Source organism: Corynebacterium sp. 5QC2CO (assembly GCF_024580435.1).
GTDB lineage: Bacteria > Actinomycetota > Actinomycetes > Mycobacteriales > Mycobacteriaceae > Corynebacterium > Corynebacterium jeikeium_D.
On record NZ_JANIKI010000001.1, the window covers coordinates 230,537 to 255,967 of the forward strand.

A 25,431-nucleotide genomic window follows, 5' to 3' on the forward strand; every position below is an offset into this window, starting at 1 on the left:
ATGAAATTCATTCACACCTCAGATTGGCAACTGGGAATGACTCGGTGGTTCCTAGAGCTCGACGGCGGTGAAGCCCAAGCTAGGTTCCACGAAAGTCGCCTCAACGCCATCGATCGCATCGGCGAGTTGGCGACCAGCGAAGGCGCTGAGTTCATTGTCGTCGCTGGAGACGTGTTCGATTCCAACACATTGCCGGACAAGGTGTTCTTGCGGGCTCTTGAGCGAATCGCCAAGCTACCCGTGCCGGTGTATCTCCTACCCGGCAACCATGATGCGCTTGATGCTTCTTCCATTTATCGACGTAGTGCTTTCGAATCTTTGGAAGACCGAGGAGTTTACGTAATTCGCGACAGTGCGCCCATTGCTATCCGTGACGGGGTGGAACTCATCGGCGTGCCAGTGCGCGGCAAGTATTCGGCAGACGACATCGTGGCGGAAATAGCCACGGAGCTTGAGCCCGCCGATGGAATCCGAGTGATGGTCGCACACGGCCAAGTAGAAGGCTTTGGTGCTGATGCAGGAGCCACCATTGATTTGACCAGCTTGGAACAAGCTATTGACCGCGGGGCGTTGCACTATGTTGCGCTGGGGGATTCCCACTCCACGAGCCAACTCGATCATACTGGCAGAGTTTATTTCTCCGGCGCACACGAAACCACAGCGTACGACGACAAAGAACGGGATTCCGGCAATGCACTCGTCGTCGACATTGTAGAGAGCGGCCCCGAAAAGGGCTCAGTTACCGTGGCCTCCCACCGAGTGGGGCAGTGGGCTTTTCATGCCATTGACATGGATATCACTGGCGCGGAAGACCTCGATGAGTTCTTTGCTGAACTGGACGGTATCGAGGCGAAGACAGACACAGCGGTGAAGTATTCATTGCGAGGAACCGTGACACTGTCGGAGTCGACTACCTTTGAAAATCGACTTGAGCAGTATCAACAGCTTTTCGCTGCACTTTATCGCCGGGAAAGTGGTTCCGGTTTGACGGTGGTTCCGTCCGAGGGGGATATCTCTAATCTCAATCTCACCGGTTATCCGCTCATAGCTGCAGAAAAACTAACGGTCTTGAGCAAAGGGCGAACCGAGAGCGGCAGCCCGCTATCAGAATCTGAAACCACCGCAGCAGCCGATGCGCTTCGCTTGCTGGCGCGCCTGGCCGGAGAGAAGGAATAAATCATGCGTTTTCACGACATCGAATTACACAATGTACGTGCGATTGATTCACTCTCAATCACAGGGCTAGCCGAGCGGGGCGTGGTAGTGATTTCCGGTGAAAACGAGTCGGGTAAGACGACAATCGCCAAAGCTATTCACGTTGCGCTGACGACAAAATGGAAGTCCAGGTCAAGCGAAGCGCTTAGTCTGAACAGTCACTCCAGCCAGGAAAAGCCGCAGGTTAAGCTCCGGCTGGAGCTTGACGGCTACGAATTTACGCTGGACAAGATCTTTGGTAGCACCAAGGACACCGGCACAATCGTCACCGTCCACTCTCCGACAGCCGAGGTTCTTAAAGATGACCAGGCGGAAGAGTGGCTGGCCGCACGAATGCACAATGCGGACACCAAGAGCCTGTGGCAGGTTTTCGTTGCTGAACAGGGGCAAGCGCAAAAGACACTCTCCTTGGGCGGGTATGCGCAGGTCACAAGCGCACTGCAGTCGGCATCGGGGCAGCGCGCGGAAACCGCAGAAGAGGTAGGTCTGTTTGAAGCCGTTGAAGCTGAATACGGCAACTATTTCCAAAAAAATGGCAAAGAGCGCAAGCAGCTTACCGACGTAGACAAGGAGCTGGCGGAAGCCCAGCGGGTGCGCGACGAAGCGGCGAAAAAGGTCCGGGAATTCGAAGCGCTCAATGAGGAAGCTGCTCGTAATGAAGAAAGCCAACACACGCAGCGGGCATCGTTGCCAGAAGCCAAAAACGAAGTCGAGCATTGGGCGCAGGCACTCGAAGAACTCGAAAAGTTCAGGGTTGCCGTGTCCCAGGCACAGGAGGTCTCTGCAGCGGCGAAGCAGCAGCTGGACTTAGCTAAACAGGCTCAGCAAGAGCGGGAAACCTTCATTCAGCAGGCACAAGATGCCAAGGACCAGCATTCCGTCGCAGAGAAGAAAGTTGCTGAACTTAAGGAAGCGTTCGATAAGGAGGTCGCAGCTTTAAAGAAGGCGCAGGAGGATCGCGATGCAGTTGTGACCGCGTACCGCGAAGCTCGAAAAGCAGAAGAGCTGGCTGCAGCTGAAGTCGCATTGGGGGAGAAGCGCGGCTTGGTTGAAGTCTTGTCGAAGCGAGTGGAGAAGCTCGATGAGCTCCGTGCACAATTGGCAGAGCACAAGGAGGTAATTGCACGAAATTCCGTTACCGAGGAGGTACTGGAAAAACTGTTGACCTGCGAACGCGAAGTTGCAACAGCCACCGCTGTGCTGGAGGCGTCGAGCCCGAGTGTGCAGCTCTCGGCTAGTAGTGCGCAGGAGGTCACGGTCGACGGCGAGAAAGTGGGGCTAGCTCCGGAGGCTGAGTCAGTTCAACGGGCGGTAACTAAGCCATTGGCCATCGAAGTTGGCGACGTCACGGTTGCTGTCCAGCCCGGAGACGGCTCAGATTCGCAGCAGCGCAAGCTAGAAAAAGCAGAGACATCGCTCAAGGAACAGCTTGAGGCGGCAGGCGCTGATTCCGTCGCGGAAGCGCAAAAGGCACACACACGACGTCGTGAAGCGGAAAAAGCAAAATTCCAGGTGGAGACATCCATAACTGCGGTGTCCGACGGTGTGGAGTATCACCAGCTCACCGCAGAGTTGGACGATGCGAAGGAAGAAGCACGAGTACAGGGCGAGCGGTATCGGGAACTTGCGGGCGAGGATGCGCCGACGGAGATTGACTTGGTGTCGGCAAAGTCGCGGCTGGAAGAAGCTGCAGTGGGGCGTAGGGGTGCCGAGTCGGAGCGTGACAATGCCGATATGCGCTTGTCGAAGCTGGAAAAACGTCCTGCACACGCCAACTATACGAAGGCCAGCAGCGAGCTTGAAGGGGCTCGGTCCGTCCTGAAGGTCCGCGAAGATTCGCTTACGACGGCGCGAGAAAAAGCCTCGGATGCCGAGATTTTTGCTGCGGTGGAAAACCGAGGCAAGGACTATGAGGCGGCAGAAGAGCAGCTGGCTGTGGCCCAGAAAGAGCTGGCGCAGCGGGATGCCGACGACGTGGAAGCATCGCTCGCGGGCGCTAAGCAGCGACGGGATGCAGTTGAGAATCGCCTGGCTGAGCTGGAAAAGCGCCGGCAAGAGATTCGGGTGCACTTGGACTATTTCGACAGCGCGAATGAGAAGCTGGCAGCTGCTGAGGGGGTAGTGGAGCGAACACAGCGAGATCGGGACTCGATGCGTCGCCGTGCAGCCGCCGCCAAGACTCTTATGGAGGTAATGACACAGGCACGTGCGGCATCGCGGAATGCGCTGGCTGACCCCTTGCTCCGCAAGCTCGAAGAGTACGGCGGCGGTGTGTTCGGTGCGGGAACCCAGTTCACGATGAATGAGGACTTGCAGATTGAGTCACGGTCTAATGCCGATGGCAAGTTCGATGTCGATGAACTATCTGGTGGAGCGCAAGAGCAGCTGGACATTCTGCTGCGCTTGGCCGTTGCCGGTGTCATGGAGGGCGGCCAAGGCGCCCCGGTGATTATTGATGATGCGTTAGGTTATTCAGACGAACACCGTTTGCGGCGGATGAATAATGCTCTTGCCAAAGCGGGGCGCGATATGCAGGTATTAGTCCTGACGTGCGATGAAGCTCGGTTTGATCGTGTGACAGGAGCGGAGTTTATGAAAATTCAGGATTTGGTTTCAAGATAGTAGGCTCTGTACATATGCAAGATGTTCCGTGGTTAAGTGATGAAGAGCAGCGGTTATGGCGCTCAATTCTGAACGCTAAACGGGCCGTTGATAGGTCAATCGATCTTCAGCTGCAAGATTCTCTCGATATTTCCACTGCAGATTTTTCGGTTCTGGTTGCTCTCTCCGAGGCTGAAGACAATGTTGTCCGCATGCGCACCCTGTGTGAGTCCCTGGAATGGGACCGCAGCCGAATGTCGCACCAAATTACTCGCATGGAGCGACGCGGACTAGTAACTAAGGAACGCTGCGCCTGCGACAACCGTGGTATCGATGTCACGCTTACTGAACACGGTCGAACCGTGATTGAGAAGGCGGCGCCGAACCATGTGAAGCTTGTGCGCCATGTTTTGTTTGATGTGCTCGGTGAAAATATCGACTATCAGGGGATTTCCGCTGTGCTCGATAAGATTGCAGAGACCGCCAATGCTACGGTCACCGATTCCGCCGACGGAAAAGCAGAGTAGTCAAAAGTTTTTCTGTGAGTGTTTTCTCATTTGTCTCCGCTTCGAGGCTCTCACCATTAGCCTAGAGCAGTATGAACTCATTTGAATGGCTGAGTGATGATGAACAGCTCTTTTGGCAGTCGATGGTAGCTGCTTTTCGCGAGGTAGAGCGCAATATTGAGCGGAGCCTTCGTACTCGAACCGGGCTGACGTTCGCTGACTTTACCCTGCTCATCGCTTTGCATGAGGTGGAGGATGGGATTCTGCATGTTGACAAGATTTGTGATCGACTGAAGTGGAACCACCCCCGCGCGCTGCTGCATACCAACAGGTTGGAAAAGCGCGGATTTATTCACACCGAAGATCACGGCGAAGACCCGGACTCGGATTATGTCGTCGTCCTAACAGGTGTTGGTCGACATGTGTTTGCCGAAGCGGCGCCGGACTACGTAGACACCGTTCGCGAGGAAGTTATTTCGCCACTTGCGAATGAAGACCGCGAAGTGATGTTGAGGTGCTTCCAGGCGGTTCTCGAAAGGAAATAAGCCTCCTACGCCCTGCTAGTAAAACCACCACTAGCAGGGCGCTTTTTTCTTTACACCTCAAGTTGTAAGGTAAGGCGTGCCTAATACAAAGGGGTGAGTATTCACTTCTCTTTGTGCACCCTAAACACCAAAAAACTACGCAGAGATAAATAAGGCAGAAACAAGAACGCATGAGAGCCAATATTTTCGCCAAGGCTAAAACCGCGCCAAAGACCAAAACTCTGGCCGCAATCGGGTGTGCAGCGCTGAGCTTCGTCGCTACAGCATGCGGTGCGGACGCAGAGTCGAACGCGGCTGCCGACAACAAGGGAGAACTCACTGTCACTGATGTCGCAGGTCGCACTGTGACCTTCGACAAGCAGCCAGAACGAGTCGTGCTCGGTGAAGGTCGCGCCATGTTTGTCACCGCGATGCTTGACCAAGAAAACCCGGGTGACCATGTTGTCGCCATGGGCAGCGATCTGCATTCGGGCGCACCATCGTTTGAAGCCAAGCTTTTCGAGACGAATCCAGAGCTGAAGGACATGCCGACCATCGGCAATATTGCCAAGGGCGATGTCACAGTTGAAAACCTCATCTCCCACGACCCAGATGTGGTCGTCATGACCCTTGACCACAAGAAGGCCGCGGAGGAGTCCGGCTTCCTCACCAAGCTCGATCAGGCAGGTCTGAAGTACGTATTCACCGACTTCCGTCAGAAGCCCCTGGAAAACACCGCCAAGTCCGTCGAGCTCCTCGGCCAGATCGTCGACGAGCAGGACAATGCCAAGAAGTTCACCGACTTCTACACTGAGCGCGTCAACGAGATCACCGAACGTGCCGCCAAGCTCGATGACAAGCCAAAGACCTTAGTCTGGCGAGCAGCCGGCCTCAAGGATTGCTGCTCGACCGTCAACAAGTCCAACCTCGGTGACCTCGTCACAGCAGCCGGCGGTGAGAACCTCGGAGACAGCCTCATCGACACCGAATCGGGCTTCGTGACCGCAGAGAAGGTCCTGTCCGTCCAGCCGGAGAAGATCATCGCCACTGGCGGTTCCTGGGCGCTCGACCCGAAGAAGCCGGAAGTCCTGCCACACGTCGAACTCGGTTACACCGCCACTCCAGAGACCGCACAGCGCACTCTGGAAGGCCTGCTGAAGACTCCGGGTTTTGACACCCTGACCGCGCCGAAGAAGGGGGACCTGTACGCCGCCTTCCACCAGTTCTACGACTCGCCGTACAACGTCTTCGCCCTCGAGCAGTTCGCTAAGTGGATTCACCCCGAAGAGTTCGCTGACCTCGACCCAGTCGCTGACTTCGCCAAGTTCCACAAGGACTACCTACCCTTCGAACTCAGCGGCACCTTCTTCACCGCGCTGGAGCCGACCAAGTAACCCATCTTCCACCATCGAAGAAGGAATCCGATGACTTACACCAATCTGCACGCTCCCGCGTCAGGGCTTGACGACGAACCCCGCGAGCCCACCTCCACCAACGACAGTGGCGGTCAAGAGTCGCAGCCCGCCACCGAACAGCACGAGTGTCCGTCGTCAAGCACGACCTACGACTCTGCGAGACAGTACCGACGACGCTCGGCCCAGAAGATTGCCGTTATTGCGGTGCTGGTGGGGCTGGCCGTGTGCGCGTTTGTAGTGGCGACAATCGTGGGGCCGATGTCACTGAGTGTGGGAGACGTCGTCCGGGGCATCGTGAGCCCGAATGATGTTGACGAAACCACTCGTACGGTGCTGTGGAAGCTGCGCCTGCCTGCATCAGTGATGGCAGTGCTGATTGGTGCAGCGCTGTCGCTTGCCGGTGCACAGATGCAGACAATCCTCGACAACCCACTGGCGGAGCCGTTTACCCTTGGTATTTCGGCTGCAGCGGCGTTCGGTGGGGCGGCATCGATTGTGCTGGGCTGGGTGATCATTCCGCATGCGCAGTTCAACCTGGCGGCCGTGGCCTGGGTATCATCCGTCATCGCTGTGGCGATTGTGGCGGCGGCGTCGGTATGGCGCGGCTCGGGTAAGGAATCGATGATTCTGCTGGGTATTGGGCTGGTGTTTCTATTCCAAGCGCTGTTGTCGTTGTTGCAATACCGCGCGACTACCGAGGCGCTCCAGCAGATTGTGTTCTGGACGATGGGCTCGCTCCAGCGCGCGAACTGGGTGGCCAACGGCATTATTGCGGCGGCACTGCTGATCGCCATTCCGTTCACCATTCGCTATGCGTGGGCGCTGACGGTGTTGCGACTTGGCGATGCCCGCGCAAAAGCCGTGGGCATCAATGTGGATAGGCTGCGCATTGCGACGCTGATTGTAGCCTCGCTGCTGGCGGCAACCGCAGTGGCCTTTGCCGGCATCATCGGCTTCATCGGACTGGTCGGTCCACACATTGCGCGCATGCTGGTCGGTGAAGAACAGCGCTTCTTTGCCCCGGCATCGATGGCGGCAGGCGCGGCGCTGCTTGCGGCAGCTCATGCGGTATCCATCACGGTGGTGCCGGGTGTGGCAGTGCCGATTGGCATCATTACCGCAATCGTCGGTGTCCCATTTTTTGTTGGCTTGGTTTTCCTGCGTAAGAGGACGGTGTGGAACTAATGGGCGTATTTCTCGATGTCAACGAAGTAGCTGCAGGCTATGGCAAGCGGAAGGTGCTGCGCGGGGCGTCGATGCGCACGCTGAAGCCGGGTACGGTGACGGGTTTGCTCGGGCCAAACGCTGCGGGTAAGTCCACACTGATGACCACTCTGGCGGGGATTCGAAAGCCCATGTCCGGGGAGATTGTGCTGACCCGTGACAATGAGCGGGTCATCGGCTCCGAACTGCGCGATGTGGTGGGCTACGTGCCCCAGGATTTGCCAGCAAGTGCCTCGCTGACCGCATTCGAATCGGTACTGGTCTCTGGGCGGCGCGCCGGGCGTCTGCGCGTGCGCGGCTCCGAGATTGAGCACACTGCGGCGGTTCTCCGGAAGGTTGGTATTGAGCACCTCGCCGACCGCTTCGTCGGCGAGCTCTCCGGCGGTCAGCGTCAGCTCGTCGCCGTCGCGCAGATGTTTGTCCGCGATCCCGAGGTCATGCTTCTCGACGAACCCACCTCCGCCCTCGACCTGCGCCACCAGGTGGAACTCCTACAGCTCGTCCGCGCGGAGGTCGCCTCACGGAGCTCCTTGGCGCTCGTCGCAATCCACGATCTCAATCTCGCCGCCCGCTACTGCGATGAGCTTGTCATGCTTCACGACGGCCACGTGGTTGCCCAGGGGAGTCCTGCTGACGTTCTCACACCGGATCTTTTGGCCCGCGTCTATGGAATTCGAGCTCGCGTGCTTAATGATGGAGGCGTGCCTGTGGTGTGTCCTATTGAGGAAGACCAGGTTTCTGAGGCCGCATAGTGCGGATTTGGCTGGGGTGCGGGGCATTTCGCTAATCGCCCCAGCCAAGTGGTAACATCTTTTCTCGTTGCACTTGTTGTGCTTGTGCCACACGCCCCCGTAGCTCAGTGGATAGAGCGCCGGTTTCCGGTACCGAAGGTCGGAGGTTCGACTCCTCTCGGGGGCACGTTTTATCCCTTAAGCGGTCAGGTTCGATTAGATTCGCCTGGTTGCTTGAGGGATTTTTGTTTCGGGTGTACCTGGCGGAAGCGGGCCAATCCGAGTTACTGACTGCGTTTATGACAAAAATGACCCAAAAAATGGCCTGAAAGTGTCATAAACTCACACAGTTTCACATGTGCAGCCCGTCGGGGGATCCCGGTTAATTGACCGGGCGACGAACCGTACCGTCCGGATAGCGGGCAAAGCGCCCCTCTTCAAAGGGTGCAACCGGATCGTTGGAATCAAACCGCCATGCGCCGAACTCGCCACGCTGGTAGGCATCGAATGCCTCAACGAGCTCTTCGCGGCTATTCGCGACAAACGGGCCATGCTGATACACGGGAGCGCCAATTGGTCGGCCTTGGAGGATGAGCGCGAAGGCCCCCTCGTCACCTGCAGAAATGTCCAGTGCCTCGGTTGAGCGCAGCACTGCGCCCTCTTGCACCAGCGTTTCGCCCTCGATAGTGAGGCTGCCGCGTAGAGAGTAGAGAGTCCGAATTGTCTCGGCATGATTGGTTGGTGGCAACGTTAGCTGTGCGCCCGGTTGCAGGCGCAGCACCCACACGGCCACATCGGAATCTGGTGCAGCGGCCCAGGATTCCGGTGGTGGTGCGAGTGGCTTGGTATCGCCAAATGCGCCCGCGATGACCTTTACGTCGTAGCCGTGGCCATTGTCATCAGTGCCGGTGACATGCGGAGTGTCCTCGGCCCAAAACATCTGGAAGTGCGGCTTTGCCTCCTTGCCTTCGGGCGGCAGGTTCAGCCAAATCTGAAACATGTGGTGAGGATTGGGGCCGTCGTTATGCAGAAGCGGGAACATTTCAGCATGCGCAGTGCCTGCGCCGGTGGTCAGCCACTGAGTGTCGCCGTCGCCGTAACGAGCCTGTGCACCTTCGGAGTCGGTGTGGTCGACGTAACCTTCCTCGACAATCGAGATAGTTTCAAAGCCGCGGTGTGGGTGGGAGGGGAAGCCGGGGACGGTTGTGCCGTGGTACATGGACCAGCCGTCCTTGCCGGAAAAGTCCATGCCGATATTACGGCCGAGCAGAGAGGCATCGGGAGCCATAGTTTGGCCCTTGGCCTGTGGATATAGGTCATAGTGGTGGACGGCAAACAGGAATGGGTCCATACCTGGAAGCTGCGGATTATCGGCTACGGAGAATTTTTGAATGATTGCGCTCATGGCAGGCTCCTTTGGCTAGCTAAATTCATCATCCACAACAAAATGTTGGCGTGTCAATCAAAATGCTAGCCAAGGACCGACCCGACTGTCTCTACTCAGCAATAATCACAATCAGCGTGCGCGGCCCGTGGACACCTTCGACTCGGGCAAGCTCGATGTCCGAGGTCGCAGAAGGCCCCGAAATCATAGTGATTGGAGCAGTGGGATCACTCTCGCGTAGACGGGAAAATGCCTCCGGAATGCCGTAGACGACCGTGGAAGCGGGCACAACGCAGATGTGAATATCCGGCACCAAGGTCAGCGCGCGGCGGCCAGAAGTGGCCGAACCGTCCAGGAAAATGGTGCCGGTCTCGGCGCAGGTGACAGCAGAGCTGGTGACAATCGCATCGAGCTCGTCCAGCTCTTCGGCGGTGAAACCGGTATCGACGCGAATCTCGGTGGTGGCCTTACCTCCACCAGACTCCAACCCCGCAACCCACTCGCGGTCTAGACCTTCGGGAATACCAATCAACGAGGCCCCGACATCAGCAATTGCCTTCTTAACAGCCTCATTGATGTCGGTTGCCGAGCTGCCACAGCGGCGCACGTCGGCTTTGTAATCGGCGATGCGTTCGTCGGCAAGCGAAATGATCTCTTTGGCCGTCAGGTCGGAGGAGCGCTCGTAGTCGCGGGGGATGTCGAAATGCGCGCCGGGCTCGCCAGGGATGATGCCCACGTCAGAGGCCAAGTCACGGCCTTCGAAGGCGATTTTCTGAGCATTGCGGATACGCTCGAGGATTTCGCTCTTGGCAATGTTTGCGGATGCTGAGGAGTGGGACATCGCTAGGCCTCCTTGCCGGATGTGTCGGACGAGTCAGATTGATCAGAACTCGACAGCCCATTAATCTTCGTCGGAACCTGATTGGTCGATTCGCGGGTCAGCTGCGCCGAGAAATCCTTCGAACCCCACAGTGAGCGGAACGACTTCTTCGGCGGAACCGGCGTATCTCGCACATCCGACCACCCGCTGAGGAAGAGCGGCAGGGCGTGAATCTCGCCGTCCTTCAAACCGAGTACGCGGGCGAGGGAGGCCATCTTTGCGCTCATGTTCCAGAGCTTCTGATTGCCCATGATGAACCCGAGCGTGGCAAACAGCTTGCCCTCCACCGGCGGGCGGTGCTCCGTGACCTTACGGTGACGCAGCTCCAGCAGTGCCGCAGGGATGTCAATTCGCACCGGGCAGACCTCAAAGCAAGCCCCGCACAGCGAAGACGCATAGGGCAGCGAAGCATTCGGATCATCGTAGGAATCCATGCCAGTGAGCTGCGGGGACAAAATCGCACCAATCGGGCCCGGGTAGACCGAACCGTAAGCGTGACCGCCCACGTGCTCATAAACAGGGCAGATATTCAGGCATGCCGAGCAGCGAATGCACTTCAGCGCTTCACGCCCAATCGGATCTGCAAGAGTGGCCGAGCGCCCATTGTCCACCAACACAATGTGGAAATTCTTCGGGCCGTCGCCGTCGGTCGTTCCCGTCCACAGAGAGGTGTAGGGATTCATACGCTCGCCTGTCGACGACCGTGGCAGTAGCTGCAAGAACACTTCCAGATCCTGGAAGGTGGGAAGCAGCTTCTCAATACCCATCACCGAAATCAGTGTTTCCGGCAGCGTGAGACACATACGGCCGTTGCCCTCTGACTCGACGACGGCCACAGTACCGGTTTCGGCCACACCGAAGTTGGCGCCGGAAATCGCAACCTTGGCCTCCATAAACTGCTCGCGCAGAAACTTACGGGATGCCTCGGCCAGATCGGCCGGATTGGCTTTCAAATCCGGGTCGACTCCTGGGATTCCATTGAGGAAGATCTCGCGGATATCCTCGCGATTGCGGTGGATAGCAGGAACCAGGATGTGGCTCGGCATGTCGTCGGCAAGCTGAACGATGAGTTCCGCCAGGTCGGTTTCGCGGGCGGTGATGCCGGCATCGGCAAGCGCTTCGTTCAAGCCGATTTCCTGTGTGGCCATCGACTTAATCTTGACGACCTTTTCTTCGCCGGTCTCTTTCACCAAGTCCGTGATGATGCGGTTTGCCTCGGCGGCATCGCGCGCCCAGTGGACGTGACCGCCGGCATTCGTAACTGACTCTTCAAACTGCTCCAGCAGTTCCGGCAGACGCGCCATAACATCGCGCTTGATGTGGCTGCCCGCGAGCCGCAGCTGCTCCCAGTCATTCTTCTCGGCTACGACATGCGCGCGCTTCTGACGAATCGAACGCGTGGCATGACCGACATTTTCGCGCATGCGAGTGTTCTTGAGCTCCTCGTGCGCTGCGGCCGTGAACCCGCGCGTACCGCGCAGATGCCCGACGTTGTGCGGCGCGCGGGGAGGAAGGGCTGGCATGCCGACGTTAACTGCGACCATTACTGTTCACCTCGCAGGGAAGCTTCTTGGCGGTTGTGCACATCAAACGGGGTCTCCTTGGTGGAGGCCAGAATCTCGGCCATATGGATGGCGTGCACGCCAGAGTCCTGGCGACGCAGCGCGCCACCGATATTGAGCAAGCAGGAAGCATCGCCAGCGGTGACGAACTCCGCTTCCGTAGCGCGGATATTGGCTGTCTTGTCGGCAACCATTGCAGCGGAAGTCTCCGCATTTTTCACCGCGAAGGTGCCGCCGAAACCGCAGCACTCCGCCGCGCCGGGCAGCTCGCGCAGATCGATTCCATCGACTGCGCTGAGCAGCCGCCACGGACGGTCACCCACCTTGAGCACCCGCAAGCTGTGGCAGGTGGAGTGGTAGGTCACTGAGTGGGGGAAGTAAGCACCGACATCAGTCACACCAGCGACATCGGTGATGAACTCGGAGAGATCTAGCGTCTTGTTCGCGCAGGCCTGTGCCGCATGGACTTGGGCACGGGTACCGTAGCGGCCCGCGATCATCGGATGCTGGTGGCGAACGGCGCCGGCGCAGGAACCGGACGGGGCGACAACGTAGTCAATCGAGGAATCTGCAAAAGCATCAGCGTAGGTGTCCAGCTGAGGAAGGACTTCCTTTTGGTACCCGGTGTTGACGTGCATTTGGCCGCAGCATGTTTGTTGTGGCGGAAAGACCACATCGCATCCTAGGCGCGTGAGAACTCTGGCGGTCGCACTCACTGCATCTGGAAACATCATGTCCCCGATGCAGGTCGCGAAAAGTGCTACTTTCACGGTCGCTCCAAAATGGGTTGAGGGGTAAGGCAATAATTTCCTACCTGAATGCTACGCCTAGACCCGGATTAAATCTGTTCTCAACCTGAATTCGGCTGGATTGTGAAAGCGGTGTAGGACAGCCGGACGCGGTGGCCTGCAGATACCCCTCAAAACAATCTTTTGGTGGCTGATGTTTCCACGACTGCGATTGACCTAATAGGATAGGCAATCGTGAATCCTGCTGATCTTGCTGTACTAGTCCGAAAAGTCACCGTCGAGGTTTTGACTGCCCACGATGCCGATGTCTCTATCGTGCCGGAAAACCCGACCGTCGAGCGTCCGCGTAACCCTGAGCACGGCGACTACGCAACCAATATCGCCATGCAGCTGGGCAAGCGCGTCGGCATGGTGCCGCGTGACTTGGCAACTGAAATTGCCACAGCGCTCGGCGCTTCTGAGGGCATCGATGAAGCAACCATCGCAGGCCCGGGCTTTATTAACATCCGCCTGGCCTCCGATGCCCAGGGCAAGATTGTCGAGGACGTCCTGGCAGCGGGGGAGAAGTGGGGTCATGCCGACTTCAACTCCAACCTCGACGTGAACCTGGAGTTTGTCTCCGCAAATCCGACCGGGCCAATCCACCTGGGCGGTACTCGCTGGGCAGCAGTCGGTGACGCTCTCGGTCGTGTCCTGTCTGCCACCGGTGCCAAGGTCACCCGTGAGTACTACTTCAATGACCACGGTCGCCAGATTGACCGCTTCTCCGACTCCTTGGTTGCCGCCGCTCGCAACGAGCCGACTCCGGAAGATGGCTACGGCGGAGAGTACATCCAGGACATCGCCGCCGCTGTGCTGGAGAAGAACCCGCAGGCACTCGAGGGCTCTGAGGAAGAGGTCCAGGAGCACTTCCGCGCCATCGGCGTGGACATGATGTTCGAGCACATCAAGAAGTCTCTGCACGAGTTCGGCACCGATTTCGACGTTTACTTCCACGAAAACTCGCTGTTCGAGTCCGGTCAGGTGGAAGCAGCTGTCAATTCCCTGAAGGAAAACGGCAAGCTCTACGAAGCTGACGGCGCATGGTGGCTGAAGTCCACCGATTACGGTGACGACAAGGACCGCGTGGTCATCAAGTCCGACGGCGACGCAGCCTACATCGCAGGTGACATCGCCTACGTTAAGAACAAGTTCGACCGCGGCCACAACCTGTGCATTTACATGCTGGGTGCCGATCACCACGGCTACATCGCACGTCTGCGTGCCGCCGCTGCAGCGCTCGGCTACAACGCCGATGGCGTCGAGGTGCTCATCGGTCAGATGGTCAACTTGCTTCGCGACGGCAAGGCTGTCCGGATGTCCAAGCGTGCGGGCACAGTGGTCACCTTGGACGACCTGGTTGAGGCAATCGGCGTCGATGCTGCTCGCTACTCGCTAATCCGTTCCTCCGTGGACTCCAGCCTGGATATCGACCTGGGGCTGTGGGCTTCGCAGTCCAGCGACAACCCGGTCTACTACGTCCAGTACGGTCACGCTCGTCTGTGCTCAATCGGTCGCCGTGCCGAAGAGGCCGGTGTGACCAGCGAAGGCGCTGACTTCTCCCTGCTGGTAGAGGACCGTGAAGGTGAGCTCATCCGCACTATCGGTGAGTTCCCGACCATCATCAAGTCTGCTGCTGACCTGCGGGAACCACACCGCATTGCCCGTTACGCTGAGCAGCTCGCCGGTGTCTTCCACCGCTTCTACGACACCTGCCAGATTCTGCCAAAGGCAGACGAAGAGGTATCCGAGCTGCACCGTGCTCGTCTCGGCCTGGCTGAGGCTACCCGCCAAACGCTGGCCAATGCTCTGCAGCTGCTCGGTGTTACCGCACCTGAGCGCATGTAGTCGAACGCGCCCGTAAAACTACACCCCGTTGCTCCGCCCGGGTAACGGAGAAAGAGAGCTGTTTCGTGCCTATCGACGGCAATGGTTTCGAACTGGGTGGCTACACCCGACCCGATTCCACCCAATTTAATGAACTACCAGCGCATGTCTGGCCAACTACCGCCCGTCGTCGGGGTGCTGACGAAGATAACCCCGGCTCGGTGGAAATTGGCGGCGTGAGCCTGGTCGACATTGCCAAGGAATTTGGCACTCCGGTTTTTGTCGTCGATGAGCAGGACTTCCGCTCCCGCTGCCGCTCGATGGCCAAGGCCTTCCGCGGCGCGGAGAATGTCCACTACGCATCCAAGGCTTTCCTGTCGAAGACCATTGCCCGCTGGGTAATGGAGGAGGGGCTGCATCTCGATGTCGCCTCGGGCAACGAGATGGCTATCGCTCTGGCGGCGGGTTTCCCAGCCAAGGACATGACCTTCCACGGCAACAACAAGTCCACCGCTGAGCTGCGTGATGCTATCTCCGCTGGCGTGGGCAAGATTGTGCTTGACTCCCGTTCGGAGCTGCGTCGCCTGTCCCAGGTGGCGGCTGAAGCAGGCGTGGTGCAGGACGTGCTCGTTCGCGTGAAGCCCGGTGTGGAAGCGCACACCCACGAGTTCATTGCTACTGCGCATGAAGATCAGAAGTTCGGCTTTTCCCTCGCGTCCGGTTCGGCGCTGGAAGCTGCCAACCTCGTAGAAGAGGACGACAATCTGCGCCTGGTTGGTCTGCACTGCCACATCGGCTCCCAGATTGTCGATTCCGACGGTTTCATTCTCGCCGCCGAGCGCGTGTTCTCACTGGTGGAAAAGCTGGTCGAACGCCACGGCACTGAAATCTCGGAACACTTCAACACCCTCGACCTCGGTGGCGGTTTCGGAATCGCCTACACCGCAGGCGAGCAGCCCCTCGACGTTGCTCCGCTTGCCGACGAGATCCTCACTGCTGTGGATAAGCTTGCGCAGCGTATCGGCATTGCGACTCCGGCAGTGGCTGTTGAACCAGGTCGTGCCATCGTTGGCCCGTCCATGGTCACGGTGTATGAAGTGGGCACTTTGAAGGATGTGACCATCGATGACGGCATGACCCGTCGTTACGTATCAGTCGATGGCGGCATGAGCGACAATATTCGTCCGGCGCTTTACGGCTCGAACTATGATGGTCGCGTTGTTAATCGCGAGGTGTCCGGTTCCAGGATTCCCACCCGCGTCGTCGGAAAGCACTGTGAATCGGGAGACATTCTGATTAACGATGCGAACTACCCGAACGACATTGTCGAGGGGGATCTGTTCGCGCTCGCTGCTACTGGGGCATACTGTTACGCAATGGCCAGCCGCTACAACATGCTGACGCGACCACCAGTAGTGTCGGTAAGCGATGGTCAAGTGACCCAAATATTAAGACGAGAAACCGTACAAGACTTACTAAGCCTGGAGTGTGAAACGCCACGATGACTGCCGCAACGAATAATCCTGGAAAGGGCGAGGGCCACAAAGTTGGTGTCGCTATTTTAGGTCTTGGCACAGTCGGTACTGAGGTTTACCGCCTGCTCAACGAGAAGGCTGAGGACTTCGAGCGCCGCATCGGCGGACCGGTCGAGGTCGTTGGTATTGCTGTGAGCGACAAGACCAAGCCGCGTCCGAATGTGGTTCAGGATCTTCTTACCGATGATGCTTTTTCGCTGGTTCAGCGCGATGACGTTGACCTGGTAGTCGAGGTCATCGGCGGCATTGATTACCCACGTCGCGTTGTGCTGGAGGCACTGCGTGCCGGCAAGTCGGTCGTGACCGCCAACAAGGCACTCGTCGCCGCACACGGTGAGGAGCTCTCTGAGGCTGCCGATTCCTCGGGTGTCGACCTGTTCTTTGAGGCAGCTGTGGCGGCAGCTATCCCGGTCGTCGGTCCGCTCCGTCGTTCGCTGGCCGGTGACACTGTCAATAAGGTCATGGGCATTGTCAACGGCACTACCAACTTCATCCTTGATGCGATGGACTCCACCGGTGCGGACTACGACGAGATGCTGGCAGAGGCCACCCGCCTGGGTTACGCCGAGGCCGACCCGACTGCAGACGTCGAGGGCCACGATGCCGCTTCCAAGGCAGCTATTCTGGCCAGCCTGGCATTCCACACTCGCGTGACTGCTGATGACGTTCACTGTGAGGGTATTACCGAGATCACCGCTGACGACATTGCAGCCGCCAAGAGCGCCGACTGCACCATTAAGCTGCTGGCTACCTGTGAGCGGGTTACGGACGAAAATGGCCAGGAGTCCATTTCCGCCCGCGTGTACCCAGCGCTGATTCCACGTCGTCACCCGCTGGCAACTGTGCGTGAGTCTTTCAACGCTGTCTTCATTGAGGCCGAGGCCGCTGGTCGCCTGATGTTCTACGGCAACGGCGCTGGTGGTAATCCGACCGCCTCCGCAGTGCTCGGTGACCTTGTTGCAGCTGCTCGCAACATTGTCCACGGTGGTCGCGCACCGGGAGATTCCACCTACGCTAACCTGCCGATTCTCGACTTCGGTGACGTTCGCACCCGCTACCACATCGACCTGCACGTCGACGATCGTGTCGGAGTGCTTGCCGATGTCGCTCGTACCTTCTCTGATCACAACATCTCCCTGCGCACCGTCCGCCAGGAAGAGGGCGCCAACGGCGCTCGCCTGGTCATCGTGACCCACAAGGCACTGGAGAAGGATTTGGAAGCAACGGTTGACGAATTGCGCGCCAACGACGCGGTTTTGGCCGTCAACAACGTCATTCGTATCGAAGGAATGGATATCTAAATGGCACAGGAGCTTTTCCCGGGTCAGAAGGTCACCGTCACGGTTGCAGGTTCGTCAGCGAACTTGGGCCCGGGCTTCGACACCCTGGGGTTGGCAGTTGCGCTCTACGACATCGTCGAGGTCGAGGTCATCGAGTCCGGTGTCGTCGTTGAGATTCACGGCGAGGGCGAAGTTGACCTGCCGCGCAACGAATCTAATCTGGTTGTGCGCGCGATTCGCGCGGGCCTTCGCGCCGCAGGTGTCGAGGCACCGGGGCTGAAGGTTATTTGCCACAACACCATTCCGCAGTCGCGCGGTCTGGGCTCTTCCGCAGCCGCCGCCGTCGCCGGTGTCGCTGCCGCTAACGGTCTGGCGGGCTTCCCGCTTACCGACGACCAGGTAATCCAGGAATCCTCGGTCTTCGAAGGCCACCCGGATAACGCTGGCGCATCCGTTCTCGGCGGGGCAGTGGTCAGCTGGACCGACAAGCCTGTCGATGGTCGCACCGCACCTCAGTACCGAGCAGTGAGCATTCCGGTGCATGAGTCCATTCAGGCGACCGCACTCGTACCGGCATTCCACGCCTCCACGAATGCAGTCCGTCAGGTGCTGCCGAGCGATGTTTCGCATGTCGACGCTCGTTTCAATGTCTCCCGGACTGCGGTTATGACCGCAGCGCTGCAGTCCCACCCGGAACTGCTGTGGGAAGGAACGCGAGATCGCCTGCACCAGCCGTACCGCTCCGACGTGCTGCCGGTGACCGCAGAGTGGGTAAACCGCCTGCGCAACCGTGGCTACGCGGCATTCCTCTCGGGTGCTGGCCCGACCTGTATGGTTCTGGGAACTACTGCAGTAGATGAGAAGATCTTGGACGATGCCCGCGAGGCTGGCATCAAGGTCATGGAGCTGGGAATCGGTGAGCCGGTTAAGGTCGTGGTCGACGGCTAAGCCGCCGCTGCGGCCAGGTGCCGAGCCAGTGGCTTAGCCTGCCACCTACTTTTCGCCCGGCCCCTTCAGTTTCACGATGCTGTACTGACCTGCGCTCAAGTGCGAGCGCAGGTCTTTCTTGTCGAACTTGCCCACTGAGGTCTTATCGATTGAGTCCACGAAGGCCCAGTACTCCGGCAGCATCCACTTTGGCAGCTTTGGCCGCAGTTCATCGCGGAGCATTTCAGCGGTCTCCTTGCTCTGTTCAACTTCCGGCATCAGCACCGTAATGGCCAGTGGGCGCTCACCCCACTTTTTATCTGGCATGCCGATAATCGCGCACTCGAGTACCTGTGGGCTTTCCATTACGAAGTTTTCCAGCTGAGCGGAGTAGATCCACTCGCCACCGGAACGAATGACATCGCGAGCACGGTCATGAATAGTCAGGTAGCCGTCGTGAGTAATCGAGCCGACATCGCCAGTGCGGAGCCACCCGTCCTCGGTGAACTGTTCGCTAGCCTCGTCGACCTCGGCACCGCGGAAGAAGTGCGCGGCGCCTCCATCTTGAGCCTCCGGAGAGCTGTAGTAGCCTCCGGTGACCGTGTTGCCGCGCACCTGCAGCTCACCCTGGTTGCGGTCATGCAGGTCGAGCACGCGGTCGTTGTCATCAACAATGCGGAACTGCATGATGTCCGGGAAACGTCCTTGGCTGACACGGTAGCGTTCGCGGGCCTCACCGGAGGCGCCGTACGGAGGACGAGCCACGGTACCGATAGGCGAAGTCTCGGTCATGCCCCAGAAGTGGATGACGTCGACACCGTAGCGCTCTTCCCAGAGCCGAATCAGTGCAGGCGGGACAGGGGAACCGCCCGAGAAAATCTCCTGCAGGCTCATGCGCTTCGGAGGATTGCTGAGGTAGTGCGCCATGAGGTTAATCCACAGCGTCGGCACGCCCTGAGCTACGCGCGGCATTGAGGTTTCGATGATTTCTGCCAGACGTGGTGCGGACAGGTCCGCGCCGGGGAAGATTAGCGACGCCCCGCACATGAAGGAGGCCAGCGGCACGCCCCAGGACAGGACGTGATAAATGGGCACACAGCAAAGCCATGGGTTTCCATGCGAAATTGCAAAGGAGTCAGTGGTGCGCATATTCAGGCTGTGCAAGTACAGCGAACGGTGGCTGTAGACGACACCTTTAGGTGCGCCCTCGGTGCCCGTCGAATAGCACATGGCTGCACCGGAGCTTTCGTCGAGCTCAGGCCAGTCGAAGCGGCTGGGGCGTCCGTCGATGAGCGATTCGTAGGAGTACCACGGGATGCCATCTGGCAGTTGCTCAGCCACGTCGGACAGATCACCGATGCCGATAATGATGACAGCGCGGACGCGCGGGCAGTGGGGAAGAACCTCGGCGAGCAGTTCGATCTCGGTCGGGTCCGCGATAATGACCTGGTCATCGGCGTGATTGATAATGTGCACAATCTGATCCGGCATGAGCTGCTTGTTCAGCGGCTGGAATACCGCGCCCATGGAGGCGACGCCGAGGAAGACCTCGAAGTGTTCGGTGCAGTTGTACATCAGGGTAGCGATGCGCTGGTCACCGTCGATGCCGAGCTCATCGCGAAGTGCATGTGCCAGCGCACTAGCGCGCGCGGCAATGGCGGCAAAAGTGGTGGTCTCAGGTCCGTCACTGTTCCAGGAGGTCACCGGAGTCCGACCGTGAATGGTGCGACCGTATTCCACAATCTGAGCGATATTGAGAGGAATATGAGGCATCGTACTGCGCATGAGCTCTACAGTACCGACTCACAGCCCTGCTACCTAGCGAAACGCAGGTGAGAACTAGTGTTGCTACCTGACTATTTGGTGACTATCCTTGGGGAATAGGTCGTTTTCAATACGCGGCTAGATACGTACTTCTTCATGTACTCCGCTTGCCGTTGACCTTCGCAGTTGCTCACACAACGCGATGGCGCAACGTGACATTGAAAACACATAAATCAGTAGTGCGACTACATAGTCTTGCGGTGCTGTGGACCTAAAATTTCCTAACCATCTTCAGCCCGGACGCTCGGGTTTGAGATGCGGAAATAATGTAGGCAAGATGCCTCGGTTTAGTTTCAACGTCGAGGTCTTTTGCCTGGCTTTTTCGATAATTTCCCGTCAGCTGCGGCTACTTTTCCGCACGTGGTAAAGGTTCGACGACGGAGCACACGCGGTGGCGGGCAGTAAGAGCGAAAAAGTGTCAATGACATAGCCCCCTGTAGAGAGTGACTGCAGGGAAGGTCGATGAAAGGACATCCGTGACCGATACGGACACCACTGCCACGGCAGGCGGCCCAGAGAATCTTGCGGCCCTCCGAATGGCAGAACTGCGTGAAATCGCTTCCAGCAAGGGCATTCGCGGCATCTCCGCCATGCGCAAGCATGAGCTGATTGAGGCCATTAAGAATGGTGCCCCGGCTGCTGGTTCCGCTCCAGCTCGGAAATCTCGCGCGAAGAAGGCTGCGGCTGGGGCTGCGGATACCGGCTCCAAGGCGAAGGATGCCAAGGAATCGCCGTCGGAAAGCGCGGATAAGGGTTCCGGTAAGAACGCCGACAAGAGCGACAAGGCCAACGACAAGCGTGACGACGCCAACGCGGATGGCCGCGAGGAGATGTCCCGTTCTCAGCAGCGTCGAAATCGTCGTAACCGTGCTCGTCAGCGCGAGCAGGAGAATCAGGACGATCGCAGCAACGATAGCCGCGACGATTCCGATAACGGCAACGACCGCGGTGAGCGTAACGACAATCGCAACGATCGTAATGATCGTAATGACCGCGGTGATCGCAACGACCGTAATAACCGCAACGATCGCAACAACCACGATCGAGACAACGACGATGAAGGCCGCGGCAACCGCAACAACCGCCGCGGTCGCAACAACAATCGCAATAACGACCGCAATAACCATGACGATGACGGTCGTGGCAACCGTAACCGCCGCAACCGTCGCAATCGCCGTGACCGTCGCGGACGCGATAACAACGGTGGGGGACACGGCGGTCAGGACGAGATCCGCGAGGATGACGTTCTCCAGCCGGTGGCTGGCATCGTCGATGTGCTAGATAACAAGACCGCATTCGTGCGCACGTCCGGATACCTGCCGGGCTCTAACGATGTGCTGGTGTCCGCGCAAATGGTTCGTAAGTACGGTCTGCGCAAGGGCGACGCCGTCACCGGTCAGGTCCGCATGCCGCGTGAGAATGGCTCGGGCCAGGTCACTCATGGCAACGGCCGTAATCGCCGCAAGTACAACCCGCTGGTCAAGGTTGAAACCGTAAACGGCATCGATCCGGAGCAGGCAAAGCAGCGCCCGAACTTCGCTAAGCTCACCCCGCTGTACCCGAACCGTCGCCTGCGGCTGGAGACCGAGCAGAAGATTCTCACCACTCGCGTCATCGACCTGATTATGCCGATTGGTAAGGGTCAGCGTGCGCTCATCGTTTCGCCGCCGAAGGCCGGTAAGACCACGATCCTGCAGAACATCGCGAACGCTATCGCGACGAACAACCCCGAGTGCTACATGATGGTCGTGCTTGTCGACGAGCGCCCGGAGGAAGTCACCGACATGCAGCGCAGTGTCCGTGGCGAGGTTATTGCTTCTACCTTCGACCGCCCGCCGTCAGATCACACGGCAGTGGCCGAGTTGGCTATTGAGCGTGCAAAGCGTCTGGTGGAACAGGGGCAGGACGTCGTCGTACTGCTGGACTCCATTACCCGCCTTGGCCGTGCGTACAACAACTCTTCGCCGGCATCGGGACGAATCCTCTCCGGTGGTGTGGACTCCAACGCTCTGTACCCACCGAAGCGCTTCTTGGGTGCTGCCCGAAACATCGAAGAAGGCGGCAGCCTCACCATCATCGCCACCGCGATGGTGGAGACCGGCTCCGCAGGCGATACCGTCATCTTCGAGGAGTTCAAGGGCACCGGTAACGCCGAGCTGAAGCTCGACCGTAAAATCTCCGAGCGCCGCGTGTTCCCGGCAGTGGATGTCAACCCGTCGGGTACTCGTAAGGATGAGCTGCTGCTCAGCACGGAGGAGGCTCGCATTATGCACAAGCTGCGCCGCATCCTCTCCGCGCTGGAGTCGCAGGCTGCTATTGACCTGTTGATTAAGCAGCTGAAGAAGACCCGGAACAATAAGGAATTCCTGATGCAGGTGGCTTCTTCTGCACCAATGGCCGCCGACGTTGATGTGGACGACATGCTTTAGCTGGGGTTAGCCGCAAACCACAGCACCACTCAGCATTTCACCCATCACAATCTGAAGGAATATTCAATGGCTAATCAGGTTTCCGCAGTTGACGACATCCTCTCCGAATACCACGGTCTCGAGGCGCAGCTGGCTGACCCCGAACTGCACAACGACCCGAAGGCTGCCCGTAAGGTCGGCAAGCGCTTCAATGAGTTGCAGCCGGTCATTCAGACTCACAAGAAGCTGACTGAGGTCCAGGATGACCTGGAGGCAGCTCGCGAGATGGCATACGAGGACTCCGAATTCGCAGCTGAGGCTGAGCGTCTCGCTGCCGAGGCAGAGGAACTCGAGGAAAAGCTCGCCGACCTGCTGGCTCCGCGCGATCCGCACGACAGCGATGACATCGTTATGGAGCTCAAGTCCGGTGCCGGCGGTGAGGAGGCAGCGCTCTTCGCAGGTGAGCTCGCTCGCATGTACCAGCGCTATGCAGAAAAGCACGGCTTTACCACCGAGATTCTCGGTCTGTCCGAGTCTGATCTCGGCGGCGTGAAGGACATGACTATGTCCATCCGAGCTAAGACTCCGTCCCGCGACGGTGCGTGGAGCGTGTTCAAGTTTGAAGGTGGCGTTCACCGTGTGCAGCGCGTGCCGGTTACCGAATCTCAGGGCCGTATTCAGACTTCCGCGGCTGGTGTGCTGGTCTACCCGGAGCCCGACGAGGTCGAAGACATCCAGATTGATGAAAAGGATTTGCGCGTCGACGTCTACCGCTCCTCCGGTAAGGGCGGTCAGGGTGTTAACACCACTGACTCCGCCGTTCGCCTGACGCACCTGCCGACTGGTCTCGTTGTTACCTGTCAGAAGGAACGCTCGCAGATTCAGAACAAGGCCCGCGCTATGCAGGTCCTTGCTGCTCGACTGCAGCAGATGAAGGAGGAGGAGATCGCCGAGGCCGCCTCTGACCAGCGTAAGTCTCAGGTGCGCAACATGGATCGCTCCGAGCGCATCCGCACTTACAACTTCCCGGAGAACCGCGTTTCCGATCACCGCATCGGTTACAAGGCTCACAACCTGGACTCGGTGCTGGGCGGCGACATGGATGACCTGCTCAAGGCCCTCCACGACGCGGAGCGCGCTGAGCGTCTTGAAGCCGAGTAGCCCCACGCCCGCAGAAAATAGCTCGCCGACGTTACCGGATTCCGTCCGTACTCTCGGCGAGCTGTTTCGCTATGCGCGTCGCACGCTTGACGACGCGGCGCTGGCTTCTCCGGATGCCGACGCACGGGCGCTATTTGCAGCCGCAGTCGATGCGGGACCGGCAGACATTATCTTCCGCAGAGACGAACCGTACACCGATGAGGACGGTCGCAAGTATCTGGCCGAGATACTGGCCCGCAGAGTGGCTCGTGAGCCACTGCAGCACATCCTCGGTACGGCGCCGATGATGAGCCTGGAACTACAGGTTGGGCCCGGTGTTTTTGTACCCCGGCCGGAGACGGAACTGCTCGCGCAGTGGGCAATCGATCGAGCCCGTGAACTGGTCGCAAGTGGCGTCGTCAAGCCGAAAATCGTTGACTTGTGTACTGGATCCGGTGCGTTGGCGTTGGCGATCGCCGATGCCGTACCCGAAGCGGACGTGGTGGCTGTGGAGCTCTCTGAGCGGGCACGAGCGTGGGCTGCGAAGAATATCGAGACGTACGGCGATGGGCGTGTGCGTCTGATTGCTGGCGATGTCACGGATGTTCAGCTGATTGATGATGGCGCTGAGCTCGCAGATTGGGTAGGCGGGACCGACATTGTTGTGTCCAACCCTCCATATGTGCCCGAAGACACCGAGGTTGCCCCCGAGGTGAGAGCTGATCCGCACTCTGCGGTCTTCGGCGGCGACGATGGACTAGATGTCATTCGACCTATGATGAACCTAGTGGATGCGCTGGTGCGGCCGGGTGGAGTCATCGGCATCGAGCACGATGACTCTTCAGGAGACGATGTCAGTTCACTGCTAAAGGACACCTGGGATTACGCTGATGTAGAGGTCCACCGTGACTTTGCGGGCCGTGACCGTTTTACGGTGGGACGCAAAAATTGATCTTAAAAGCAAACTTTGAAGCAGGAGCACAAATCTGATGAGCAGGATTATGGACTGCAGCACAGATGAAAACCGCGAACGCGCAATTGCAGCAGCAGTAGATGCAGTGAAGGCAGGACGGCTGGTCGTTATGCCTACCGATACCGTCTACGGCCTTGGCTGCGATGCCTTTGATAACCAGGCCGTTGCCTCCTTGCTGCGTGCCAAGCACCGCGGCCCGGATATGCCGGTACCGGTGCTCGTGGGTTCCTGGAATACGATTGAGGGGCTCGTCCGCGAATACTCGCCAGCTGCTCGCACGCTGGTGGAGGCTTTCTGGCCGGGCGGACTGTCGCTGGTTGTGAACCAGGCGCCGAGCTTGCCGTGGAACCTTGGTGATACCGCGGGCACGGTCATGCTGCGCATGCCGCTGCACCCAATTGCTATCGAGATTCTGCGCCGCACCGGTCCGATGGCCGTGTCCAGTGCGAACATCTCCGGCCAGGCACCGGCCACCAATGCCGTGCGTGCCAAGCAGATGCTCGGTGGGGAAGCGGCTGTCTACGTCGACGGCGGCGAAGCCACGATTGGCACCCCATCGACGATTGTCGATATCTCGACTCCAGTGCCGCGGATTCTGCGCGAAGGCGCTGTGTCAGCAGCGGCGGTTGCCGAGGTTTTGAGTACTACGCCCGAGCGACTGCTGGGTCAGTAGTCTTGTCTACCTAA

20 protein-coding genes and 1 tRNA gene are annotated in these 25,431 nt (G+C 58.7%); 16 read left to right on the forward strand and 5 right to left on the reverse strand.

The features are described 5' to 3' along the window. The 8 genes from NQ014_RS01080 (at position 1) to NQ014_RS01115 (ending at position 8,403) form a co-directional block, all read left to right on the forward strand. Positions 1 to 1,176, forward strand: coding sequence for a DNA repair exonuclease (locus NQ014_RS01080; protein ID WP_257073144.1), 1,176 nt, complete (start codon positions 1 to 3; stop codon positions 1,174 to 1,176). A gap of 3 nt (positions 1,177 to 1,179) precedes the next feature. Further along, positions 1,180 to 3,837: an ATP-binding protein gene (locus NQ014_RS01085; protein WP_257073146.1), complete on the forward strand. Its 2,658-nt coding sequence runs from the start codon at positions 1,180 to 1,182 to the stop codon at positions 3,835 to 3,837. A gap of 14 nt (positions 3,838 to 3,851) precedes the next feature. Beyond that, positions 3,852 to 4,343: a MarR family winged helix-turn-helix transcriptional regulator gene (locus NQ014_RS01090; RefSeq protein ID WP_257073148.1), complete on the forward strand. Its 492-nt coding sequence runs from the start codon at positions 3,852 to 3,854 to the stop codon at positions 4,341 to 4,343. A 71-nt stretch (positions 4,344 to 4,414) separates the two neighbouring features. Next, entirely contained in the window at positions 4,415 to 4,867 is a 453-nt protein-coding gene (locus tag NQ014_RS01095) for a MarR family winged helix-turn-helix transcriptional regulator (protein ID WP_016422437.1), read from the forward strand. Between the two features lie 170 nt (positions 4,868 to 5,037). Beyond that, on the forward strand, positions 5,038 to 6,240 hold the full coding sequence (locus tag NQ014_RS01100) for an ABC transporter substrate-binding protein (RefSeq protein ID WP_257073151.1): 1,203 nt from the start codon (positions 5,038 to 5,040) through the stop codon (positions 6,238 to 6,240). A gap of 30 nt (positions 6,241 to 6,270) precedes the next feature. Continuing rightward, on the forward strand, positions 6,271 to 7,446 hold the full coding sequence (locus NQ014_RS01105; protein WP_257073152.1) for an iron ABC transporter permease: 1,176 nt from the start codon (positions 6,271 to 6,273) through the stop codon (positions 7,444 to 7,446). After that, positions 7,446 to 8,237, forward strand: coding sequence for an ABC transporter ATP-binding protein (locus NQ014_RS01110; RefSeq protein ID WP_257073153.1), 792 nt, complete (start codon positions 7,446 to 7,448; stop codon positions 8,235 to 8,237). The genes NQ014_RS01105 and NQ014_RS01110 overlap by 1 nt, the downstream gene beginning before the upstream one ends. Before the next feature lie 93 nt (positions 8,238 to 8,330). Continuing rightward, positions 8,331 to 8,403, forward strand: a tRNA-Arg gene (locus NQ014_RS01115). A gap of 195 nt (positions 8,404 to 8,598) precedes the next feature. Here the strand turns inward: NQ014_RS01115 and NQ014_RS01120 are convergent. The 4 genes from NQ014_RS01120 to NQ014_RS01135 all read right to left on the reverse strand — a co-directional run bounded on the left by NQ014_RS01120 (position 8,599) and on the right by NQ014_RS01135 (position 12,812). Continuing rightward, on the reverse strand, positions 8,599 to 9,621 hold the full coding sequence (locus NQ014_RS01120; RefSeq protein WP_257073154.1) for a pirin family protein: 1,023 nt from the start codon (positions 9,619 to 9,621) through the stop codon (positions 8,599 to 8,601). A 91-nt stretch (positions 9,622 to 9,712) separates the two neighbouring features. Next, the gene (locus tag NQ014_RS01125; RefSeq protein WP_076771929.1) at positions 9,713 to 10,441 is read right to left on the reverse strand and encodes an LUD domain-containing protein; all 729 of its coding nucleotides are present in this window, start codon (positions 10,439 to 10,441) and stop codon (positions 9,713 to 9,715) included. A 2-nt stretch (positions 10,442 to 10,443) separates the two neighbouring features. Then, on the reverse strand, positions 10,444 to 12,024 hold the full coding sequence (locus NQ014_RS01130) for a LutB/LldF family L-lactate oxidation iron-sulfur protein (protein ID WP_257073155.1): 1,581 nt from the start codon (positions 12,022 to 12,024) through the stop codon (positions 10,444 to 10,446). After that, positions 12,024 to 12,812: a (Fe-S)-binding protein gene (locus tag NQ014_RS01135; RefSeq protein ID WP_070595721.1), complete on the reverse strand. Its 789-nt coding sequence runs from the start codon at positions 12,810 to 12,812 to the stop codon at positions 12,024 to 12,026. Before NQ014_RS01135 ends, NQ014_RS01130 begins: the two co-directional genes overlap by 1 nt. A 213-nt stretch (positions 12,813 to 13,025) precedes the next feature. Here NQ014_RS01135 and argS point away from each other — a divergent pair, with 213 nt between their 5' ends. From argS to thrB, 4 genes are all read left to right on the forward strand, one after another. Further along, positions 13,026 to 14,678, forward strand: a complete 1,653-nt coding sequence (gene argS, locus NQ014_RS01140) for an arginine--tRNA ligase (protein ID WP_257073157.1) — start codon at positions 13,026 to 13,028, stop codon at positions 14,676 to 14,678. A 65-nt stretch (positions 14,679 to 14,743) separates the two neighbouring features. Further along, the gene (gene lysA / locus NQ014_RS01145) at positions 14,744 to 16,162 is read left to right on the forward strand and encodes a diaminopimelate decarboxylase (RefSeq protein WP_257073159.1); all 1,419 of its coding nucleotides are present in this window, start codon (positions 14,744 to 14,746) and stop codon (positions 16,160 to 16,162) included. After that, positions 16,159 to 17,493, forward strand: coding sequence for a homoserine dehydrogenase (locus NQ014_RS01150; RefSeq protein ID WP_257073162.1), 1,335 nt, complete (start codon positions 16,159 to 16,161; stop codon positions 17,491 to 17,493). Before lysA ends, NQ014_RS01150 begins: the two co-directional genes overlap by 4 nt. Continuing rightward, positions 17,494 to 18,420 (forward strand): homoserine kinase, encoded by a 927-nt coding sequence (gene thrB / locus NQ014_RS01155; RefSeq protein ID WP_005509404.1) that lies wholly within the window; start codon positions 17,494 to 17,496, stop codon positions 18,418 to 18,420. Positions 18,421 to 18,465: 45 nt separating this feature from the next. Here thrB and NQ014_RS01160 read toward each other — a convergent pair whose 3' ends face one another. Next, complete coding sequence (locus NQ014_RS01160; protein WP_257073166.1) at positions 18,466 to 20,184, reverse strand: long-chain fatty-acid--CoA ligase; 1,719 nt, start codon at positions 20,182 to 20,184, stop codon at positions 18,466 to 18,468. Positions 20,185 to 20,699: 515 nt separating this feature from the next. Between NQ014_RS01160 and rho the strand changes: the two genes are divergently transcribed. The 4 genes from rho to NQ014_RS01180 all read left to right on the forward strand — a co-directional run bounded on the left by rho (position 20,700) and on the right by NQ014_RS01180 (position 25,417). Further along, positions 20,700 to 22,652 carry a transcription termination factor Rho gene (rho, locus tag NQ014_RS01165; RefSeq protein ID WP_257073167.1) on the forward strand — a complete coding sequence of 651 codons (1,953 nt, stop codon included), beginning with the start codon at positions 20,700 to 20,702 and terminating at the stop codon, positions 22,650 to 22,652. Between the two features lie 66 nt (positions 22,653 to 22,718). Beyond that, the gene (prfA, locus tag NQ014_RS01170; protein ID WP_005509382.1) at positions 22,719 to 23,792 is read left to right on the forward strand and encodes a peptide chain release factor 1; all 1,074 of its coding nucleotides are present in this window, start codon (positions 22,719 to 22,721) and stop codon (positions 23,790 to 23,792) included. Then, positions 23,779 to 24,723 carry a peptide chain release factor N(5)-glutamine methyltransferase gene (gene prmC, locus NQ014_RS01175; RefSeq protein WP_257073168.1) on the forward strand — a complete coding sequence of 315 codons (945 nt, stop codon included), beginning with the start codon at positions 23,779 to 23,781 and terminating at the stop codon, positions 24,721 to 24,723. Before prfA ends, prmC begins: the two co-directional genes overlap by 14 nt. A gap of 37 nt (positions 24,724 to 24,760) precedes the next feature. After that, positions 24,761 to 25,417, forward strand: coding sequence for an L-threonylcarbamoyladenylate synthase (locus tag NQ014_RS01180; protein ID WP_005509411.1), 657 nt, complete (start codon positions 24,761 to 24,763; stop codon positions 25,415 to 25,417). Positions 25,418 to 25,431: the final 14 nt, after the last annotated feature.

Bases quoted from the DNA above. Each gene is read 5' to 3' on its own strand.
- NQ014_RS01130 (WP_257073155.1), bottom strand. From the start codon at position 12,024: ATGGTCGCAGTTAACGTCGGCATGCCAGCCCTTCCTCCCCGCGCGCCG.
- NQ014_RS01160 (WP_257073166.1), bottom strand. From the start codon at position 20,184: ATGCGCAGTACGATGCCTCATATTCCTCTCAATATCGCTCAGATTGTG.
- NQ014_RS01100 (WP_257073151.1), top strand. From the start codon at position 5,038: ATGAGAGCCAATATTTTCGCCAAGGCTAAAACCGCGCCAAAGACCAAA.
- thrB (WP_005509404.1), top strand. From the start codon at position 17,494: ATGGCACAGGAGCTTTTCCCGGGTCAGAAGGTCACCGTCACGGTTGCA.
- NQ014_RS01080 (WP_257073144.1), top strand. From the start codon at position 1: ATGAAATTCATTCACACCTCAGATTGGCAACTGGGAATGACTCGGTGG.
- NQ014_RS01120 (WP_257073154.1), bottom strand. From the start codon at position 9,621: ATGAGCGCAATCATTCAAAAATTCTCCGTAGCCGATAATCCGCAGCTT.
- NQ014_RS01105 (WP_257073152.1), top strand. From the start codon at position 6,271: ATGACTTACACCAATCTGCACGCTCCCGCGTCAGGGCTTGACGACGAA.
- NQ014_RS01180 (WP_005509411.1), top strand. From the start codon at position 24,761: ATGAGCAGGATTATGGACTGCAGCACAGATGAAAACCGCGAACGCGCA.
- NQ014_RS01085 (WP_257073146.1), top strand. From the start codon at position 1,180: ATGCGTTTTCACGACATCGAATTACACAATGTACGTGCGATTGATTCA.
- NQ014_RS01150 (WP_257073162.1), top strand. From the start codon at position 16,159: ATGACTGCCGCAACGAATAATCCTGGAAAGGGCGAGGGCCACAAAGTT.
- NQ014_RS01110 (WP_257073153.1), top strand. From the start codon at position 7,446: ATGGGCGTATTTCTCGATGTCAACGAAGTAGCTGCAGGCTATGGCAAG.
- NQ014_RS01090 (WP_257073148.1), top strand. From the start codon at position 3,852: ATGCAAGATGTTCCGTGGTTAAGTGATGAAGAGCAGCGGTTATGGCGC.
- NQ014_RS01125 (WP_076771929.1), bottom strand. From the start codon at position 10,441: ATGTCCCACTCCTCAGCATCCGCAAACATTGCCAAGAGCGAAATCCTC.
- NQ014_RS01095 (WP_016422437.1), top strand. From the start codon at position 4,415: ATGAACTCATTTGAATGGCTGAGTGATGATGAACAGCTCTTTTGGCAG.
- prfA (WP_005509382.1), top strand. From the start codon at position 22,719: ATGGCTAATCAGGTTTCCGCAGTTGACGACATCCTCTCCGAATACCAC.